The sequence below is a fragment of the Actinopolyspora sp. BKK2 genome, assembly GCF_011291845.1.
GTDB classification, from domain to species: domain Bacteria; phylum Actinomycetota; class Actinomycetes; order Mycobacteriales; family Pseudonocardiaceae; genus Actinopolyspora; species Actinopolyspora saharensis.
Map to the genome: position 1 here is coordinate 171,066 of NZ_JAANTE010000004.1, position 18,078 is coordinate 189,143.

Annotated in this window: 15 protein-coding genes and 2 pseudogenes; 12 read left to right on the forward strand and 5 right to left on the reverse strand. The window is 70.2% G+C overall.

Annotated elements, in window-relative coordinates:
• Positions 1-120: 120 nt before the first annotated feature.
• The 3 genes from G9Q41_RS10355 (at position 121) to G9Q41_RS10365 (ending at position 2,421) form a co-directional block, all read left to right on the forward strand.
• Positions 121-651, forward strand: a complete 531-nt coding sequence (locus G9Q41_RS10355) for a hypothetical protein (RefSeq protein ID WP_207630945.1) — start codon at positions 121-123, stop codon at positions 649-651.
• Positions 641-1,351 carry an alpha/beta fold hydrolase gene (locus G9Q41_RS10360; RefSeq protein ID WP_347567526.1) on the forward strand — a complete coding sequence of 237 codons (711 nt, stop codon included), beginning with the start codon at positions 641-643 and terminating at the stop codon, positions 1,349-1,351. Before G9Q41_RS10355 ends, G9Q41_RS10360 begins: the two co-directional genes overlap by 11 nt.
• Before the next feature lie 209 nt (positions 1,352-1,560).
• A complete protein-coding gene (locus G9Q41_RS10365) occupies positions 1,561-2,421 on the forward strand; it encodes a 3-hydroxybutyryl-CoA dehydrogenase (RefSeq protein WP_165632766.1) in 861 nt (286 codons plus the stop codon).
• A 110-nt stretch (positions 2,422-2,531) separates the two neighbouring features.
• On the opposite strand, the gene G9Q41_RS10370 is transcribed toward G9Q41_RS10365, so the two are convergent.
• Positions 2,532-3,236 (reverse strand): GntR family transcriptional regulator, encoded by a 705-nt coding sequence (locus G9Q41_RS10370; RefSeq protein WP_165632660.1) that lies wholly within the window; start codon positions 3,234-3,236, stop codon positions 2,532-2,534.
• 215 nt (positions 3,237-3,451) lie between these two features.
• On the opposite strand from G9Q41_RS10370, the gene G9Q41_RS10375 reads away from it, so the two are divergent.
• The 3 genes from G9Q41_RS10375 to G9Q41_RS21495 all read left to right on the forward strand — a co-directional run bounded on the left by G9Q41_RS10375 (position 3,452) and on the right by G9Q41_RS21495 (position 7,238).
• The gene (locus tag G9Q41_RS10375; RefSeq protein ID WP_165632659.1) at positions 3,452-4,675 is read left to right on the forward strand and encodes a CoA transferase; all 1,224 of its coding nucleotides are present in this window, start codon (positions 3,452-3,454) and stop codon (positions 4,673-4,675) included.
• A 24-nt stretch (positions 4,676-4,699) separates the two neighbouring features.
• Positions 4,700-5,890, forward strand: coding sequence for an acyl-CoA dehydrogenase family protein (locus G9Q41_RS10380; protein ID WP_165632658.1), 1,191 nt, complete (start codon positions 4,700-4,702; stop codon positions 5,888-5,890).
• 151 nt (positions 5,891-6,041) lie between these two features.
• Positions 6,042-7,238 (forward strand): MFS transporter, encoded by a 1,197-nt coding sequence (locus G9Q41_RS21495; RefSeq protein ID WP_207630942.1) that lies wholly within the window; start codon positions 6,042-6,044, stop codon positions 7,236-7,238.
• A 96-nt stretch (positions 7,239-7,334) separates the two neighbouring features.
• Here G9Q41_RS21495 and G9Q41_RS21500 read toward each other — a convergent pair.
• A pseudogene (locus tag G9Q41_RS21500) lies at positions 7,335-8,078 on the reverse strand (SAM-dependent methyltransferase); the annotation flags it as partial.
• A gap of 524 nt (positions 8,079-8,602) precedes the next feature.
• On the opposite strand from G9Q41_RS21500, the gene G9Q41_RS10395 reads away from it, so the two are divergent.
• From G9Q41_RS10395 to G9Q41_RS10410, 4 genes are all read left to right on the forward strand, one after another.
• Positions 8,603-9,910, forward strand: coding sequence for a sensor histidine kinase (locus G9Q41_RS10395; RefSeq protein ID WP_165632765.1), 1,308 nt, complete (start codon positions 8,603-8,605; stop codon positions 9,908-9,910).
• A 21-nt stretch (positions 9,911-9,931) separates the two neighbouring features.
• On the forward strand, positions 9,932-10,666 hold the full coding sequence (locus G9Q41_RS10400) for a response regulator transcription factor (protein WP_165632655.1): 735 nt from the start codon (positions 9,932-9,934) through the stop codon (positions 10,664-10,666).
• A 149-nt stretch (positions 10,667-10,815) separates the two neighbouring features.
• Positions 10,816-11,904 carry a Gfo/Idh/MocA family oxidoreductase gene (locus G9Q41_RS10405; protein ID WP_165632654.1) on the forward strand — a complete coding sequence of 363 codons (1,089 nt, stop codon included), beginning with the start codon at positions 10,816-10,818 and terminating at the stop codon, positions 11,902-11,904.
• A 349-nt stretch (positions 11,905-12,253) separates the two neighbouring features.
• The gene (locus G9Q41_RS10410) at positions 12,254-12,676 is read left to right on the forward strand and encodes a hypothetical protein (RefSeq protein WP_165632653.1); all 423 of its coding nucleotides are present in this window, start codon (positions 12,254-12,256) and stop codon (positions 12,674-12,676) included.
• Positions 12,677-12,700: 24 nt separating this feature from the next.
• Here the strand turns inward: G9Q41_RS10410 and G9Q41_RS10415 are convergent, their stop codons facing one another.
• Complete coding sequence (locus tag G9Q41_RS10415) at positions 12,701-13,498, reverse strand: cupin domain-containing protein (protein ID WP_165632652.1); 798 nt, start codon at positions 13,496-13,498, stop codon at positions 12,701-12,703.
• Positions 13,499-13,676: 178 nt separating this feature from the next.
• Between G9Q41_RS10415 and G9Q41_RS10420 the strand changes: the two genes are divergently transcribed.
• Positions 13,677-14,723, forward strand: coding sequence for a D-2-hydroxyacid dehydrogenase family protein (locus G9Q41_RS10420; RefSeq protein ID WP_165632651.1), 1,047 nt, complete (start codon positions 13,677-13,679; stop codon positions 14,721-14,723).
• A gap of 125 nt (positions 14,724-14,848) precedes the next feature.
• On the opposite strand, the pseudogene G9Q41_RS10425 reads toward G9Q41_RS10420, so the two are convergent.
• A pseudogene (locus G9Q41_RS10425) lies at positions 14,849-15,895 on the reverse strand (LLM class F420-dependent oxidoreductase); the annotation flags it as partial.
• Positions 15,896-16,186: 291 nt separating this feature from the next.
• Here G9Q41_RS10425 and G9Q41_RS10430 point away from each other — a divergent pair.
• On the forward strand, positions 16,187-16,585 hold the full coding sequence (locus G9Q41_RS10430) for a phage holin family protein (RefSeq protein WP_092522465.1): 399 nt from the start codon (positions 16,187-16,189) through the stop codon (positions 16,583-16,585).
• A 201-nt stretch (positions 16,586-16,786) separates the two neighbouring features.
• On the opposite strand, the gene lhgO is transcribed toward G9Q41_RS10430, so the two are convergent.
• Entirely contained in the window at positions 16,787-18,004 is a 1,218-nt protein-coding gene (gene lhgO, locus G9Q41_RS10435; protein WP_092520316.1) for an L-2-hydroxyglutarate oxidase, read from the reverse strand.
• Positions 18,005-18,078 lie beyond the last annotated feature (74 nt).

Below are 18,078 nucleotides of genomic sequence, written 5' to 3' on the forward strand. Positions count from 1 at the left end.
GCCCGTGATTCCGGGACCGCGGCCGGGGTCGTCTTCGTGAGCGGCTGGTTTGACTCGGTGATTCTCGGGTAATCGGCCGGGTGCGGATGGTACGTGGAGTCCCGACGAGAAGGAGTGAGCATGTCGGATCCGTACGACGCGGAGACTCCCTCGGCGGACGAGGTTCAGGACGAGGGAGGCACCAGGGACCCTGCCGAGCTTCAGTCGGCGGGCGATCTGGACGAGGACGAACTGGACACCGACCCGCTGGAGGGCGGTATGGAACCGCCGCAGCGCTGGTCGTCGGTGAGCAGGGACCCTCCGACGCCGAGTGATCAGTTCGAGGCCGACGATCTGGACGAGCGCCTGGCGCAGCAACGTCCGGACGTCACCGCGGAGGAGGACACCAGGTCGGTGGGTGAGACCAGGACGATCGATCTGGACGAGTCGGTCGACGAGCGGGCCTCCGCCGAAGTGGCCGACGGGGCGGACGCCGACGAGTACGCCGACCAACCGGTGGCCGCGGAGCACAGCACGGTCGTCGGGGCGGAGCAGACCGAGGAGACCGGAAGGAGCGCTTCCTCGGTCGAGGGGTTCGAGGCGGACGAGTCCCGGGTCGTGGACGAGAACCCGGAGGAAGACGCCGAACGGGTTGAGGACAGTGGGCGCTGAACGAGGGAATCACGAGGCGGGGGCCGCCGAGGGGGAGGTCCTGCTGCCCGCGAGCGGGAACGCCTCCGGTGAGCGGCTCGGCGGAGATCTGGCCGGACTCGACAATCGTGACGGACTGGTCGTGTTCGTCCACGGCAGCGGTTCCTCGCGGCACAGCCCGCGGAACAGGGCCGTGGCGACCGGGCTGAACCGGGCCGGGTTCGCCACGCTCCTGATGGATCTGCTCACTCCGACCGAGCACACCTCGGACGAGCGGACGGGCAGGCTACGCTTCGACATCGAGCTGCTGACCGATCGCGTGCTGGGGGTGCTCGACTGGGTGTCCGAACGCGCCGATCTGAACACGCGCAGGGTGGGGCTGTTCGGTGCGAGCACCGGGGCTGCCGCCGCGCTCGGGGCCGTCGCGCGTCGTCCGCGGGCGGCCCGGGCGGTGGTTTCGCGCGGTGGCCGTCCCGATCTCGCGCCGGAGCGGCCGGAAGACGTGCACGCGCCCACCTTGTTGATCGTCGGTGAGCGAGACAGCGAGGTGTTGCAGCTCAACGAGAACGTCGCCCGGAGAATCCCGGCCGAGCAGGAGGTTCACCGGGTTCCCGGGGCGACGCACCTGTTCGAGGAGGCGGGGGCGTTGGAACAGGTGGGCCAGGCCGCGCGGGCGTGGTTCGCCCACTACCTGTTCGAACCCTCCGCCACGTCGTCCTGAGCGCTCGTCCTGGGGGAGGCTCGCGCGGCGGCGTGCCTGCGCGCGTTCTCCGGACGCTCCGGCGGACCTTGCCGTTTCCCGTCTTGCTGTCGCGGGCACAATGGCGGCCAGTATGGTTACCGAACGGTAATCTTTGGATCCGTGGCAGTCGGCGGTCAGCGGGGTTGTCCTCGTTGCCCGCCGTTCTTCGAGTCGAAGGGACGCGAGTGGTGGAGCAGATCCAACGACTGGGGGTCGTGGGCGGCGGCCTGATGGGGGCCGGCATCGCCGAGGTGGGCGCCCGTGCCGGGCTCGACGTGGTGGTTTCCGAGGTGGACGATTCGGCCGCGGAGGCGGCGAGTTCGCGAATCCGGAAGTCGCTGGACCGCGCCGTGCGCAACGGCAAGCTGGAGGAGACCGAGCGGGACGCGGCTCTCGGGCGGCTGCGGTTCGCCACGAGCCTGGGCGAGCACGCGGACCGACAGCTGGTCGTCGAGGCGGTGGCGGAGAACCCCGAGGTCAAGAGCGCGGTGTTCGGCGAGCTGGACCGGGTGGTCACCGACCGGGAGGCGATCCTGGCCTCGAACACCTCCTCGATCCCGATCGCGCAGTTGGCCGCTGCCACCGAGCGGCCGGGCAAGGTGCTCGGCATCCACTTCTTCAACCCGGTGCCGGTGCTGAAGCTGGTCGAGCTGGTTCCCGCGCTGGTGACCGAGGAGAGCACGGTGGATCGGGCCGCGGCGTTCGCGGTCGATCAGCTGGGCAAGCAGGCGATCCGCGCGCAGGACCGGGCCGGTTTCGTGGTCAACGCCCTGCTGGTTCCGTACCTGCTCTCGGCCGTGAGGATGTTCGAGAGCGGTTTCGCCTCGGCCGAGGACATCGACAACGGCATGGTGCTGGGGTGCGCTCACCCGATGGGGCCGTTGACCCTGGCCGACATGGTCGGGCTGGACACGGTTGTCGCCATCGCCGACTCGATGTACGCCGAGTACAGGGATCCGAGCCACGCGGCGCCGCCGCTGCTGCGCCGGATGGTCGACGCGGGGTTGTACGGCAAGAAGTCGGGCAGGGGCTTCTACGACTACTCCTGAGCCGCGGTTTCCGCGGTGCCCTCCCCGGTGGGCCCGGGATTCCAGTTTTGCCTGCAACTGGGAGCTGTCCACAGGGAGCGAAGCCGGATGGCGCCCGGGCGGCGTCGTGCTCACGACTCCGCTCGGGGATCCGCTCCGCTGCTCCCGCCGGAGCTCCACCCGGAGGAATCTCCGGTGTCGACCGTCTCCCGCAGCGATTCCACGGCGTGCTGCCGGTGCGCGCGCAACAACCGGACGAGTTCGGCGCCGTCGTACTCGCGTGCGGCCCGCACGATCGCCTCGTGCTCGTCGAGCACCCTGGAGCGGTTGTCCGCGGAGTTGTAGTACACGGCGCGGTAGGCGTCGGTGGCGTCCCACAGCGTGCGGATCACGCGCATGAACCGCGGCATCCCGGCGGGCTCCAGCAGGGCGAAGTGGAACCTGCGGTTGGCCGCGATCATCTCGACCAGGTCGTCGCGCTCGGCCGCGTCGACCACCGCGCGGTGCTCCCGCTTGACGCGCTCCAACTCCGCCGCTCCGTAGTGATCCACCGCCAGGGTGACGGCCTCGGACTCCAGCAGCTCGCGCAACCGGTAGACCTCCAGCAGGTCGGGCAGCGAGAGCTCGGCCACCGTGTAGCCGCGGTGCGGGCGGTACACCACCTGCCCCTCGGCCTCGAGGATCTTCAGCGCCTCCCGGAGCGGTACGCGGCTGACTCCGAGACCACGGGCCACGCTGTCCTGTCTTATGGGCTGGTTGGGCAGGAGCTCGCGCGCAAGGATCGCCCTGCGCAGTTCGGCCAGGACGAACTGCTGGGTGGTAGGCGGTCGGGACATCGGATCCTCGTGAGTCGGCGTCGACACGGGTCGATCCCCGGAACCGGACATCCCGAAGCCCTGTTCCCGGAACTTGACCGATGCGGTCGAGCTGGGTGGCTCCGCGCATGTTTCGTCCGGGTTGACCGATGACTGCCCGACTGTATATTGGATCCAACTTTGCGTCGATGCAAGCCGTCCAGCCCGGTCGACGAGTGCGGAAAGGTTGGAGCCGAATGACGCGGACACTGCCGCTGGAGGGGGTGCTGGTCGCCGACTTCAGCCGGGTGCTCGCGGGGCCCTACGCGACGATGATGCTCGCTGATCTCGGGGCCACCGTCGTCAAGGTGGAACGTCCGGAAACCGGGGACGACACCCGAGCCTGGGGTCCTCCGTGGACGGAGGGGAGCTCCGCGTACTTCGAATCGCTGAACAGGGGCAAGCGCAGCGTCACCCTGGACCTGACCGTCGAGGAGGACCGCGCCGCAGCGGTCGAGCTCGCCAACAGGGCGGACGTCCTGGTGGAGAACCACAAGCCGGGGGCGCTGAAGCGCTTCGGGCTGGACTACCCCGCGCTCAGCGTCGACAACCCCGGCCTGCTCTACGTCTCGATCTCCGGCTTCGGCAGTGCCGAGGGTGCGGACCTGGCCGGGTACGACTTCGTGGTGCAGGCGGTGGGCGGTCTGATGAGCATCACCGGCGATCCGGGCGGTCCGCCGACCAAGGTGGGAGTGGCCGTCGTCGACGTGCTCACCGGCAAGGACGCGGCGCTGGGGATCATGGCCGCGCTGCGGCAGCGGGAGTCGACCGGCCGGGGCCAGCACATCGAGGTCAACCTGCTTTCCAGCCTGCTGTCCGGTCTGGTCAATCAGGCCGGAAGTTTCCTGGCCACCGGAGAGAGCCCCGAACGCATGGGCAACCGGCACCCGAGCATCGCCCCGTACGAGACCCTGCGCTGCGAGGACACCCTGCTGGCCGTCGCGGTGGGCAATGACGAGCAGTTCCGCAGGCTCACGGAGACCCTCGGGCTGGTCGGCATGGCCGATGACACGCGGTTCGCGACGAACGCCGACCGGGTGCGCAACAGGGAGGCGCTCGTCGCGGAACTGGAGAACGTGCTCGGCGCCAGACCGGCCGCGGCGTGGCAGCAACGGCTGCGAAGAGTGGGCATAGCCTGCGGTCAGGTCAACGACCTCGCCGGAGCCGTGCGGTACGCGGAGTCGCTCGGCCTCGACCCGACGGTCACCCCCTCCGGCGGTGGAACACCGGGGATGCGTTTTCCGGTCGACCTCCCCGGAGCGGCGCGGACCCTTCCGACCGCTCCGCCCGCGCTGGGCGAGCACACCGTCGAGGTGCTCGACTGGCTGTCCCGTCCGTACTCCCACCCCCTCGGCGGCCCCGAGCCGGAAACGCGGGTTTCCGACGTGTCCGGGAACGGGCCGAACGGCCGAATCTCCTGATCTCGTTCTTGGAGGATGGAGCAGATGAACTCCGGAAAGCGCCCCGCCTTCGATCCGCGCGACCCGATCGGGATCGACGACGAGCTCAGCTCCGAGCAACTGGCCGTCCGGGACAGCGTGCGCGCGCTGTGCCGGGATCGCGTGCGGCCGCACGTGGCCGAGTGGTTCGAACGCGGCGAATTTCCCCGTGCCCGTGAGCTGGCTCGCGAGCTGGGTGAGCTCGGCGTGCTCGGTATGCACCTGGACGGGTACGGGTGCGCGGGGATGTCCGCAGTGGACTACGGGGTGGTCTGCGAGGAACTCGAGGCCTGCGACTCCGGGCTGCGCTCGCTGGTCTCGGTGCAGGGGTCGCTGGCCATGTTCGCGATGTGGCGCTGGGGTTCGGAGGAGCAGAAGCAGCACTGGCTGCCGAGCATGGCCGCGGGAGAGTCGATCGGCTGCTTCGGGCTGACCGAGCCGGATCACGGCTCGGACCCGTCCTCGATGCGGACCTCGGCGCGCAGGGACGGCTCGGACTGGGTGCTCAACGGACGCAAGATGTGGATCACCAACGGCAGCATCGCCGATGTGGCCGTGGTGTGGGCCCAGACCGAGGAGGGCGTGCGCGGTTTCGTGGTCCCGACCGACACTCCGGGGTTCGCGGCACCGGAGATCGAGCACAAGCTGTCCCTGCGCGCCTCGGTGACCAGCGAGCTGGTGCTCGACGAGGTCCGGCTGCCCGCCGAGGCGGTGCTGCCGGAGGCCGTGGGATTGCGCGGGCCGCTGAGCTGCTTGAACGAGGCCCGCTACGGAATCGTGTGGGGGGCCTGCGGAGCGGGGCGCAGCTGCCTGGAAACGGCGCTGGAGTACTCGACCACCCGCGAGCAGTTCGGCAAGCCCCTGGCTGGGCACCAGCTGACGCAGTCCAAGCTCGCCGACATGGCCGTGCGGGTGCAGAACGGACGTCTGCTCGCGCTGCACCTCGGTCGGCGCAAGGACGCGGGGACGCTGCTGCCCCAGCAGGTCAGCTTCGGCAAGCTGGACAACGTGCGCGGTGCTCTCGAGGTCGCGCGCACCTCGAGGACCCTGCTTGGCGCCAACGGCATCTCGATGGAGTACCCGATCATGCGCCACATGACCAATCTGGAGTCCGTGCTCACCTACGAGGGCACCTCCGAGATGCACGCGCTGACCATCGGGTCGGCACTGACCGGTGTGGACGCCTTCCGCGACTAGCTCGCCCGGCGGCGGTCGCGCCGCGCGGTACTCGCCGTGGCCGAGCTGACACTCCGATGTTCGAGGGATCGGTCACTGAGCCGTTCGGAGGTGGCCCTTCGGGTGCTATGACGCGGTGGGCCCCGAAGTCGACCGAACGGCAGGTGCGGTGATGGCCAGAGTTCCCGTGAGCGTGCGACCGCGTACCGCTTACGGCCCGGGACGCGTGGTTCCGGCGGTGTCGGGAGTGGTCACCATCGGCATACTCCCGGTCTTCCTGGTCGGTGGACTCGGCGTGCAGCTGCAGGAGGGGCTGGACTTCGGCCCTGCCGTGCTCGGCCTGGGGGTGGCGGGGTTCTTCGCGGTCGCGGCCCTGTTCTCCCGCCCCATGGGATGGGTGGCCGAACGGATCGGGACGGTCACCTCGCTGCGGGTGGCTGCCACGGGCAGCTCGCTGTGCCTGGTGGGGACGGCCGTGGCGCCGAACTGGTTCTGGCTGTTGGCGGTGCTGTGGCTCGCGGGAGTGCCGAACGCGCTCGGGCAGCCCGCCTCGAACTCGTTGATCGCCCGGTGCGTGCCGCTGCGTCACCGGGCCACGGCCTTCGGGGTCAAGCAGGCCGCGATCCCCACGGCCACCCTCCTGTCCGGGGTGGCCGTGCCGACCGTCGCACTGACGCTCGGCTGGCGCTGGGCGTTCGCGATGGCGGCGTTCGCCGGGGTGTGCGTCGTGCTGCTGTCACCGGTGCGGGTGCGCGCGGAGCAGTCCGCCGGTCCCACCTCCACCGAGGAACGAGGGGCGTCGCCGGGGAGGGGAGTGCTGCTGCTGATCGCGGCGGCCGCCGGGCTCGGCTCGGCGGCGGCCAACTCACTGGGCTCCTTCGTGACAACGACGGGTGTGCACGTGGGGTTCACCCAGGCTTCCGCCGGGATGGTGCTGGTCGTGGGGTCGGCAGTGGGGCTGTGCATGCGGCTGGCGGTCGGGGTGCTGACCGACCGCAGAAATCCCGATCCGATCGTGATGATCACGTTGATGCTGCTGGTCGGCTCCGCGGGATTCGCTCTCATGGCGTTGTCGGTTCCGCTCGTCTTCCCGGTGGGAGCCGTGATCGGTTTCGGAGCGGGATGGGCCTGGCCGGGGTTGCTCAACTTCGCCGTGGCCGCGCTGTATCCCGATCGTGTGGCCGGGGCCACCTCGATCAGCCAGACCGGGGTGTACGTCGGTGGTAGCAGCGGCCCGCTGCTGTTCGGGGTGCTGGCCTCCCACGCGGGTCTGTCCGCGGCGTGGATGGCCGCTGGTGGTGTCGCCGTGCTCGGGGGCGTGCTGCTGTGGCTCGCCAGCAGGAGCGTCGCGGCGCAGCGCTCCGGCTGAGAACGAGCCGCTCCGGAAGCGGGTCGAGCGGACCCTCTTGCGTGCTACACCTCCGTAGAGGACCGGGTGTTCCTCCTCGTCATCCGGTCCGGAGCGAGGGTCGGGGCGCCACGAGGCCAGCAGTCCTGTTCCCGGCCTGAGCTGCTCGAAGTCGCCGAACAGGGTCTCGATCCAGTCGGTTCCGCGGGTGAACAGCGGGTCGCTGCTCTCCGCGTAGAGTCGGCGCAGCGCTCGTGCGCTCTCGGGGGCGAGGCTGTCGGTGAAGTGCCCCAGGACCAGGTGGCTGCCCGCTGGAACGGCGTCGCGGTAGGTGTCGACGACCGCGCGTGCCTCGGCGCTGTCCGGCAGGAAGTGCAGCGTGCCGGACAGCACCAGCGCGATGGGCTCGTCCGGGTCGATGAGCCGGCGCAGTTCGGGCGAGTTCAGCACGGCTTCCGCGTCACGGCAGTCCTCGTGCAGCAGGGCCGCCCGTGGTTGTCCGGCGAGCAGGCGTGCTCCGTGCCTGGCCGTCAACGGTTCGTTGTCCACGTAGACCACCCGGTGGTCCCGGGTGATCCTGTTCGCTATCTCGTGGATGTGGCCCACCGTCGGCAGTCCGGAACCGAGGTCGATGAACTGCCGGATCCCGCAGGAGAGCGCGTGGTCGACGGCGCGGCGGAGGAAGTCCCTGCTTCTCCGGAAGGTCCCGGTGATTCCGGGCAGCTCCAGTTCGGCCCGCTCCACGAAGCCCCGCTCGGCCCCGAAGTTGTGACAGCCTCCGAGGAAGGCGTCGGCGATGCGCGCCGCGCACGGACGCGTCAGGTCCATTTCGCGCTCGTGGCCTGGATTTTCCGTGGTCATTCCGCCTGTTTCTCCGAATCGCGCCGTGGAGCCGCACCCGGGGTGACCTCGGTTGCGGAGGGAGCCTCCGCGGAACTGCTCCGCCGCCCCTCCGCAGTGGTCACTTCACGAAGGTTGGGCCGGAAACGTCCGACACTGCTCGCCTGCCGTGCAAGTGGTTCGCCGGTTCGAATTCACAAAGTAGTCATCTTGTGACTGATCGTACTTCAACTTCGGGGCGGTGCGGAGATGGCGTGCGTCACTTTTGTCCTTTTGGGCTTCCGGTTCGTCGGGAAGTCGCCTCGCTGATCCGCTGCGTAATATCCGTGTCACCTCCGGACGGGTGATCATTGCTACTTTTGCCTGAAGTGGCCGGTATCGGCGGTGATCTCGCCGGATGCGCGCCCCGTCCCGATTGGTCCGAACGGGTCGTGCTCGCGGGAGGTTTACGGGGACGCGGTGCGGGGGTCTTCCGCTCGTTTCCCGTCCGTGCCGGGAAACGCCCGGGGAATCGAAGGCGAAGGTGCGGATCGGAAGCGGTGCCGATGGGGTTGTTGCGCGGTGGGACCGTCGGTGCGTCCGGAACGGCGCCGGGAGCTCGCGGAAAGCCCTCGCGGCGCGGTGCCTCGCTCGACGTGGGGCTCGTGCTGGTGCTGGCGGGCTGCCACGTGCTCGTGATGCTGCTCTCGCCCCACCCGAGGGAGCCGTTCTGGTGGTGGTCGGTGCTGCTCAGCATGCCCGCGTTCGGGTCCCTGCTGCTGCGGCGTCACCTGCCCTGGGTGAGCCTGAGCGTGCTCCTGGCAGTGATCATCCTGTTGACCTGGCTCGACGAGCCGGTCGGGTCGTTGAACCTGGCCGTGCTGGCCAGCGTCTACTCGGTCTGCGTCCGCGGTGGACTCCCGGCCACGCTGGGTGCGGGGACGGCGGCCATGGCCTGGCCGGTGAGCAAGCTGCCGCTGATGTCGGTGGGCGCGGGAACGGTGATGCTCACCGGAGCACTGGCCAACCTGGTCCTGGTGCTGGGGTGGGGCTGGTCGATGCGGGTCAAGCGGAGGCAGGCCGCTCAGCTGGAGCAGGCCGTGCAGCTGCTCGACGAGGCGCGGGGCCAGCTCGCCGAGGAGGCGGCGACCGTCGAACGGGCCCGGATCGCCAGGGAGTTCCACGACATCGTCTCGCACAACCTTTCCGTGGTCGCCCTGCGGGCGGGGGTGGCGCGTTCGCTCGTGGACGAGGATCGCGAACACGCGCGGGAGACCCTGCGGGAGCTGGAGCGGGTCTCGCGTTCCTCGTTGGAGCAGATGCGTCAGCTGCTGGGCGCGCTGCGCACCGGTACTGATCAAGACGAAGTGGACGGTCCTGCTTCCGGGGAACCGGAGCGGGCCGAGCGACGACCCTCCCCCGGACTGGCCCGGTTGGACGAACTGATCGACTCGGTGCGCGGAACGGGGGTCGCCTGGCGCCTGGAACGTTGCGGCCAAGCGCGGGACCTGGGGCCGGGAATCGAGATGACGGCTTACCGGATCGTCCAGGAAGCGGTGACCAACGTGCTCAAGCACGCCGGGTCCGGTTACGCGCGGGTGCTGGTGAAGTACCAGCGGGACCAGCTGGCGATCGAGGTGAGCAACCACGCCACCGAGCCGCTCGTCGTCGGCGACGGGGCTCTCTCGGGGAGCCGTGCGGAGGGTGCGGGCGAGAACGTCGCGGAGGAGCACCACGGTGCGGCCGGGCACGGTCTGATCGGTCTCCGCGAGCGCGTGTCGTTGCTCGGAGGGACGCTTACCGCACACCCTGTTCCGAACGGGTTTCATTTGTCGGCCGTGCTACCTTGCCCCGAAACTTCGGGCCCGAGGTGAGCCTGAGGAGGTCCGCTGGCGATGACGGAGTCGAGCACGGACGTGCTGGTCGCCGATGACCAGGCGATGATTCGTGGCGGTCTGGTGGCCCTGCTGTCAGCCGAGCCGGACCTGCGTGTGCTGGCCGAGGCCGACGACGGTCAGGCCGCGGTGGCGGCCGTGCGGCGGCGCAGACCCGATGTCGTCCTCATGGACGTGCGGATGCCCGGGCTGGACGGCATCGCCGCCGCTCGCGAGATCATCGACAGCACCGGCGGCAGCACGGCCGTCATCATGCTGACCGTCTACGACCTCGATGAATACGTTTACTCGGCGCTGCGCGCCGGAGCGAGCGGCTTCCTGCTCAAGGACGCGCCCCCGGAGGAACTCGTCCGAGCGGTGCGCACCGTCGCGGCGGGGGAGGCCCTGCTGGCCCCCAGCGTGACGCGCCGCCTGCTGCACAGGTTCGCCTCTCTCGAGGTGCGCGAGGCCTCCAGCGAGCTGGCCGCGCTCACCGGCCGTGAGCGGGACGTGCTGCTCGAGGTCGCCCGAGGCGGTTCCAACGCCGACGTCGCCGCCAACCTGGGGTTGGCCGAGCTGACGGTGAAGTCGCACGTCTACCACGTGATGCGGAAGCTCGGTCTCAGCTCCCGCACCCAGCTGGTGATCACCGCGTACGAGACCGGGCTGGTCTGCCCCGGCAGGGACGGCGCCGCGGGCGAATCGTCCGATGGGGCGGGAGCGGCCGTGCGCACTCCCAGGGGCAAGAGCGCCTGAGCTCGTAGTGGTCGGTTGCGCGCGGTCACCCGGCTTCCGGGGAGCTTCGCGCGGGCTTTCCGGGCTGGTGCGCTCCGCGGAGGAGCGCGGCTCGTCGCGACTCGGTCACCGCCCGATCCGGTGGCCGAGGCCGTTGATGTAATGAGGGCATGGATTCCTCGGGGCAGTTGCGTGTTGGCCTGCTGGGCTACGGCTTGGCCGGTGCGGCGTTCCACGCGCCGTTGATCGAGGCGGAACCGCGTACGCGGCTGGAAGCGGTGGTGACCGGCAGCGCGCAGCGCGCCGAGCAGGTGAGGCGGGATCACCCGGACGCGCGGGTGCACGCGCGGGCCGAGCAGCTCTTCGAGCGCGCCGCGGAGTTGGATCTGGTGGTCGTGGCCACTCCGAACAGCAGCCACGCCGAGCTGGCGCGGCGCGCGATCGAGGCGGGGTTGCCCGTGGTGGTGGACAAGCCGCTGACCCCGAGCCTCGAACAGGCTCGGGAGCTGATCGTCCTCGCCCGCGAACGCGGGGTGCTGCTCACGGTTTTCCAGAACCGGCGCTGGGACAGCGACATGCTCACCCTGGGCGGGGCCCTCGAAGCGGGCGAGCTCGGCGAGGTGCACCGCTTCGAGTCCCGGTTCGAGCGCTGGGTCCCCACGCCCAAGGACTCCTGGAGGGACAGCGGTGGTCCCGAGGACGCGGCCGGGGTGCTCTACGACCTCGGCAGCCATCTCATCGACCAGGCGACTCAGCTGTTCGGCGGGGTGGAGTCGGTGTACGCGGAGATGAGGACGCTGCGCTCCGGTGTGGAGGCCGACGACGACACCTTCGTGGCGCTCGAGCACTCCAACGGTGTGATCAGCCATCTCTGGACGGGCAAGCTGGCCGCCCAGTACGGTCCCCGCTTCCGCGTGCTCGGCGACCGGGGCGCGTTCACCAAGTACGGAACGGATCCGCAGGAAGCGGCGCTGCGCGCCGGAGGGTTGCCGGGCGACCCCGGTTGGGGGGTCGAGCCCGCGGAGACCCGGGCCGTGGTCGGGGTGGGCTCCGAAACGCGTTCCCTGCCGAGCGAACCGGGGCGTTATCAGGACTTCTACGCCGGGGTCGCCTCCGCGCTGGAGAGCGGGAGCGCGGCTCCCGTGGCCGTCGAGGACGCCGCGCGCGGGCTGGCGATCATCGAGGCGGCTCGGCGTTCGGCTCGGAACCGCTCGGTCGAGAAACCGGTGGATCACGGCGTTTCCGCCGCTGAGTCCTGACCGGAGCGTAGGCTCCGGAGGGGTCTCCGCTCGGTTGGGGCGCGCCGCGGTGGTCCTTCCCGGTGAGTGGCCCCGGAACCACTCATGAGCTTCGCAGCGGCGGTCGCTTTCTTGCCCGTAAGTGGCCGCCTCGGGCGGTGCTGCCACCTGCGATGCCCGGTATCCCTCTTTCAGGGGACCTCTCGGAGGGTTTTCCGACATCACTCCGCGTTCGTCCCTACCGTGGTCGACAGGTCGATGCGCTTTCCGAAGCACGATGTCGCGCAACCGGTTTCCCGCTTTTCGGTGAGCCGCGAAACGTGCGTTCGTGGGTGGCCCCTTTGCTTCGGGACGTCCGGGGGGATTGCTGGTGAACAGTCTTGCCGTCTTCGTGATGGTGGCCACGGGGACCACGAGCTCGATCGTGACCGCGCTGGTGGCGATGAGCTGGGTGGAGCAGCGGTGGGTGGGAACCGTTCCGTTCACCCCCACGCGGGTGGGCGAGATCCCCACCGCGGACAGACCGCCCGCCGCGGCCGGGAGCGAACCCGAGTCCTGCTCCTCCGAGCCGGTCGGTTCCGGATCGGTCCCGCCCGAGCCGAGCGGTGAACGCGCGGGGCCGCCGCTGTCGGCGGCGGTGCGCCGAACCGGCAGAGCTGCGGCGGGAAGGTCGACGAGTGCGCCCACCGACGACGTTCGCGGACTGGCGTGGTCCGGGGCCTGCGTGGCCGTGGTCCTGGTCTGCGTGCTCACTCAGCGGGCGGTCCGGTCACCGGTGCGCGCGAGGCGGTGACCGGTGCCGCTACCGGGATCCCGCTCAGGGGGAGACTTCGAAGTCGGCGAAGTCGAATCCGGGGGAGACGACACAGCTGACCAGGGTCTCCTCCGCTGAGCTCGCGGGCTCGGCGCACTGCCAGGTCCCGGCGGGAATCAGGAACTGGGGACTGTGCCCCGCGTGGAGGTCCGGGCCCAGCGTGACCGCCTCCGCCCGCGAGTCGGCCGGTCGCGCATCCCGCCCGGCCGTGGACAGCACCAGCGGGCTCCCGCTGTGCCACATCCACAGCTCGTCCGAGCGCACCGAGTGCCAGCGTGAGTGCTCACCGGGAGCGAGCAGGTAGTAGATCGAGGTGGCACTCGGGCGTTCGCCGCGGTCGGTGAGCAGTGCCCGCTCGGCGCAGGTCCAGGTGCGGCGGTACCAGCCGCCCTCGGGGTGCGGGAGCAGGTCGAGGTGCCGCGCGGTCGCCGGGCGGGTCTCGAAAGCCACGAACTCGCCGTGCACGTCGCGGCGCGCGTAGCGGACACCGCGAACGGCGGCGCGGTCCAACGGGCCGTAGACGTGCGGGAACGGGGTCTGCGGATCCACCCCTTCCGGCGGGTGCGGCGTGGGGGCTTCCCAGCGGACGGGACTGGACAGCTCGGCGGCGTCCAGCTCGAGCAGCACCAGCTGCTCCCGGGCGGAGCGGTACATCCCGTTGGCCACGGCCAGTGTGGTCTCCGGGTCAGGGGAGCAGTGCACGAACCCCTCGTGCTCCAGCGAGTCGGCCGTGATCGGGCTCGTGCTCTCCGCGCGGTACTCCCGCAACGGCAGCAGGTGAAACAGCGTCGTTGTGGTCACGCACCCAAGTATCTCCGGGCCGGAGCGCGAAGTGAACCGGTCTCACCGAAGCTCGCCGCTGACCGCCCCGCGCGCCATCCAGGACGTGCTGCCGCGAAGGACTTCCCCCTGCGGGTAACCTGCCGTCTCCGGAGGAGATCAGCCGTTGACCGAAACCCGAGCAGTGACTGGGAGTGCCATGCCGGGAGAAAGCGCACAGGGCCCCGGGGAAGCCGTGCAGCGGGACGCAGCGCACGCCTCGGACGCGGCAGGCGTCGCCGTCGCGGTGCTGGACGACTACCAGAACGTCGCGCGCGACTACGGGGACTGGGAGAGCCTGCCCGCGGGCACCGAAGTGGTGGTGTTCGACGAGCACATCGCCGACAGCGACGAGCTGGTGCGCAGGCTCGCGCGGTTCGACGTCGTGGCGGCCATGCGGGAGCGGACCGCGTTCCCCCGGGAGGTCCTGGAAGCGCTTCCCAGATTGAGGTTGCTGGTCACGACCGGGATGGGAAACGCGGCCATCGACATGCAGGCGGCTGCCGAGAACGGGGTGACCGTTTGCGGGACCGGCAACGGTTCCGCCGCGGGAGACGACTGGGCTCCCACGGCGGAGCTCACCTGGGGGCTGATCCTCGCGTTGGCGCGCGGGATCCCGCGCGAGGACCGCGCGGTGCGCACGGGTGGGTGGCAGCACACCATCGGTGTGGACCTGGGGGGACGGACCCTCGGGGTGCTCGGACTGGGACGTCTCGGTGGGCAGGTCGCCACCGTCGGGCGCGCCTTCGGCATGGAGGTGCTGGCCTTCAGCGAGAACCTCACGCAGGAGCGGGCGAGCGAGTTCGGAGCCAGGGCCGTCGGGAAGCGGGAGCTGTTCACGGCCTCCGACGTGGTCACGATCCACATGCGGCTGAGCGAGCGCACCCGAGGGCTGGTCGGACGTGCGGAGATCGACGCCTTGGGTCCGGAGGGCTACCTGATCAACACCTCCCGCGGTCCGATCGTGGACGAGCCCGAGCTGATCGCCGCGCTGCACGAGGGCCGCGTAGGCGGTGCGGGAATCGACGTGTACGGGTGTGAACCGCTCCCCGCCGACGACCCCTGGCGCAGCGCTCCGCGCACGGTGCTCACCCCGCACATCGGCTACGTCAGCGAGACCACCTATCGGGCGTTCTACACCGAGACGGTCGAGGACATCCGCCGCTTCCTGCAGGGCAGCCCCGTGCGGGTACTCAACGGCGGCTGACGGGGAGTCGGCCGGCTTCCCGCTGAAAGGAGCAGCGGTCCCGGCCGTGCGGTGCTCCGGGAGTTCGGAGAACCGCACGGCACCCCGGGCGTCGGCCAACCCGGGCGGAGCTCCGCCGCGAGCTGTCAGTCCGCGAGTTCGCGCACCCGTTCGATCAGACGCGTCCGCTCGACCGCGGAGCCAGCCAGCGGGGTCACGTTGAGGGTGGTCACGCCCGACTCCGCGAACGCGGCGAGTCGTTCGCGCACGTGCTCCTCGGTGCCGATCAACGAGGTCTTGGTCAGCAGTTCCCGGGGAACCGCCGCGGCGGCTTCCTCCTTCTTCCCGTCGAGGTACAGGTCCTGGATGCGCTCGGCCTCCTCCTCGTAGCCGTAGCGGCGGGCCAGGTTGTTGTAGAAGTTCTTGCCCTTGGCGCCCATGCCGCCGATGTAGAGGGCGAGCATGGGGCGCATCGAGTCGAGCAGCTCGTCGAGGTCCTCGCCGATGGCCAGCGGGGCCTGCACCACCGTGTCCAGCTCCCCGAGAGCGGGATCCCGCTTGGCCTTCCCCGCGGCCAGGGACTCCCCCCACACCTCGTGGGCCTTCTCGGGGACGTAGAAGATCGGTTCCCAGGCCTCGGCGATCTCCGCGGTCATGGCCACGTTCTTCGGGCCGATGGCGGCGATCATGATCGGTATGCGTTCCCGCACCGGGTGGTTGACGAGCTTGAGCGGCTTGCCGAGGCCGGTGCCCTCTTCCTCCGGGAGGGGGACGTTGTAGTTCTTGCCCTCGTGGGTCAGCTTCTCCCTGCGCCACACCTTGCGGCAGATGTCCACGATCTCGCGGGTGCGGCCGAGGGGAGCCCGGTAGGGCAACCCGTGGAACCCCTCGATCACCTGCGGGCCCGACGCGCCTATTCCCAGGGTGAACCGCCCGTCGGACACGTAGTCCATCCCGGCCGCGGTCATCGCCGTCAGCGTCGGTGTGCGGGTGTATATCTGCATGATGCCGGAGGCGATCTCCAGTCGTTGCGTGCGAGCCGCGATGAAGCCCATCTGGCTGACCGCGTCGAAGGAGTACGCCTCGGGGACGTAGACGATGTCCAACCCGGCTTTTTCGTGCTCGACGAGCTCGTCGACGGTCTCCTTGAAGCCCCCGCTGAAACTCAGCGGCATACCGATGCGCATGTCTCTCGCTCTCTGCCGGGGATCGGTCCCGCTCTCGCGTGGTGTCCACCACCCGTGGTGGTTCGACGGATCACATACAGGTTACCGACGAGTACGGCAGTTGGGCAGTCCCTGTGCGCGGTCGCGCCCGTTTCGCGCTCGAAAAATCGCGCTCGACGAGAACGCCGCGCTGCCCACCGGAAAAGCCCACGGGGGTGGTAACCCGCCCGTGCGGGAGACCGTGTCCTTACGCGGAGTGCGATCAGTGCAAGTAGCGTGAGCACCGCGGAAACGGCAGCGACCGCGGAGGGACGCATCGTGGCACTCGTAGTGCATATTCTGATCACAGCGGTGGCCGTGTGGGCGACCACCGCTCTTCCCGGCATCACCCTCGGAGGGCCGGGAGACCTCACCGAGGGAGTGGCCGACCAGGCACTGACGCTGCTCGTGGTGGCCGTGGTGTTCGGGATCGTCAACGCCGTGCTCAAACCCGTGGCCAAAACGCTGGGGTGCGTGCTCTACATCCTCACCCTCGGCCTGTTCGGCCTCGTGGTGAACGCGTTGCTGTTCTGGCTGACCGGTTGGGTGGCCACGAGGCTGGACCTGCCCTTCCACGTGGACGGTTTCTGGGCGGCGTTCTGGGGAGCGATCGTCGTGACCGTGGTGAGCAGTCTGCTGCACGCGATCGTGCGGCGGGTTGCCTCCGTCGACGACTAGGAGCGGTCCCCTGGAGCCGGTTCGCTCGGGGTGCCCGTTCGGCGGAACCTCGGCCGGGAGCGGCCGTGCGGGAACCGGGACATCGGGTGGCCCGGCCCCATGACGTCCCGGTTGCCCGCGCGAGGCCCGCGCCGGGAACCCCATCCGGCGCCGGTTGCTCCGGTTGCGGGGTCCGGAGCCGCGGGGTCGCGCGGCGCAGGCTCAGTCCGGTGTCTTGTGCCGGATGCGGGCGGCGATCTCCTCACCGATCAGCAGGGAAGCGGTGGCCGCCGGAGACGGCGCGTTGAGCACGTGCACCCAGTGGGCGTCCTCGGTGAGCAGGAAGTCGTCCACCAGCGTCCCGTCGGGCCGGACCGCCTGCGCCCGCACCCCGGCGGGGGCGGGGACCAGATCGGCGGAGCCGACGCGCGGGGCCAGCTTGCGGGCGGCGCGCACGAACAGCGGTTTGACCAGCGAGCGGGCCACCTCGGTGAGACCGGGGCGCCAGTACCTGCGCGCCAGGGAGCGCAGCCCCGGATCCCCCGCGAGTTCGCGGAGGTGGGCGGCGGACCAGTCCCGCCGGCCGTAGCCCTCGCGCGCCAGGGCGAGCACGGCGTTCGGCCCCACGTGCAGGCTTCCGTCGAGCATCCGGGTCAGGTGCACCCCGAGGAACGGAAAGGCCGGGTCCGGGACCGGGTACACCAGCGAGCGCACCGCGAGGTCACTGGAGGTGGAGCCCTCGTAGTACTCGCCCCGGAAGGGCAGGATCCGCACCGGGACGTCGCCACCGGCCAGGTGGGCGACCCGATCGCTGTGCAACCCGGCGCAGTTGACCGCCCTCCGAGTGCGGATCTCTCCGGAGGTGGTGGTCAGGACCAGCTCGTCACCTCTCGACGTGCTGCTCAGCAGCTCCGTCCCCGCGCGCAGCTCCACACCGGCCTCGGCCAGCAGCTCGGCCAGCTTGCGGCACACCGCGGCGAAATCCGTCACACCCGCCTCGGGGACGAACAGCGCTCGGATACCGCTGATCTCGGGTTCGCGCTCCCGCAGCTGCGCACCGTCCAGCTCCTGGACACCGACCCCGTTGGCCCTGCCGCGGCGGGCGAGTTCCTCCAGAGCGGGCAGTTCGCGCGTCTCGGTGGCCACCACCACCTTGCCGGTTCGTTCGGCGGGCACCCCGTGACGAGCGCAGAACTCGTACATCTGTTCGCCGCCCGCCCGTGCGAGTCGTGCCTTGGAGCTGCCCGGGCTGTAGTACAGGCCGCTGTGGATCACCCCGGAGTTCCGCCCGCTCTGGTGCGCCGCCCACGCGGGCTCCTTGTCGATGACGGTGACCCTCGTGTTTCCGCGTCCTCCGGCCCCCGTGATGGCGAGGGCGTAGGCGGTGGCCAGCCCGACGATTCCTCCGCCGACGACCGTCACGTCCCTGGTGGCTGTCATGCCGCACATCTTCGCCGAGTCGTCCGCTCGGGAAAAGCGGACCCGAACCGCCGCGGGGCCTCGGACGGCCGCCA

Bases quoted from the DNA above. Each gene is read 5' to 3' on its own strand.
- G9Q41_RS10370 (WP_165632660.1), bottom strand. From the start codon at position 3,236: ATGTCCCGACCGCCTACCACCCAGCAGTTCGTCCTGGCCGAACTGCGC.
- G9Q41_RS10380 (WP_165632658.1), top strand. From the start codon at position 4,700: ATGAACTCCGGAAAGCGCCCCGCCTTCGATCCGCGCGACCCGATCGGG.
- G9Q41_RS10405 (WP_165632654.1), top strand. From the start codon at position 10,816: ATGGATTCCTCGGGGCAGTTGCGTGTTGGCCTGCTGGGCTACGGCTTG.
- G9Q41_RS10375 (WP_165632659.1), top strand. From the start codon at position 3,452: ATGACGCGGACACTGCCGCTGGAGGGGGTGCTGGTCGCCGACTTCAGC.
- G9Q41_RS21495 (WP_207630942.1), top strand. From the start codon at position 6,042: ATGGCCAGAGTTCCCGTGAGCGTGCGACCGCGTACCGCTTACGGCCCG.
- G9Q41_RS10395 (WP_165632765.1), top strand. From the start codon at position 8,603: ATGGGGTTGTTGCGCGGTGGGACCGTCGGTGCGTCCGGAACGGCGCCG.
- lhgO (WP_092520316.1), bottom strand. From the start codon at position 18,004: ATGACAGCCACCAGGGACGTGACGGTCGTCGGCGGAGGAATCGTCGGG.
- G9Q41_RS10355 (WP_207630945.1), top strand. From the start codon at position 121: ATGTCGGATCCGTACGACGCGGAGACTCCCTCGGCGGACGAGGTTCAG.
- G9Q41_RS10420 (WP_165632651.1), top strand. From the start codon at position 13,677: ATGCCGGGAGAAAGCGCACAGGGCCCCGGGGAAGCCGTGCAGCGGGAC.
- G9Q41_RS10400 (WP_165632655.1), top strand. From the start codon at position 9,932: ATGACGGAGTCGAGCACGGACGTGCTGGTCGCCGATGACCAGGCGATG.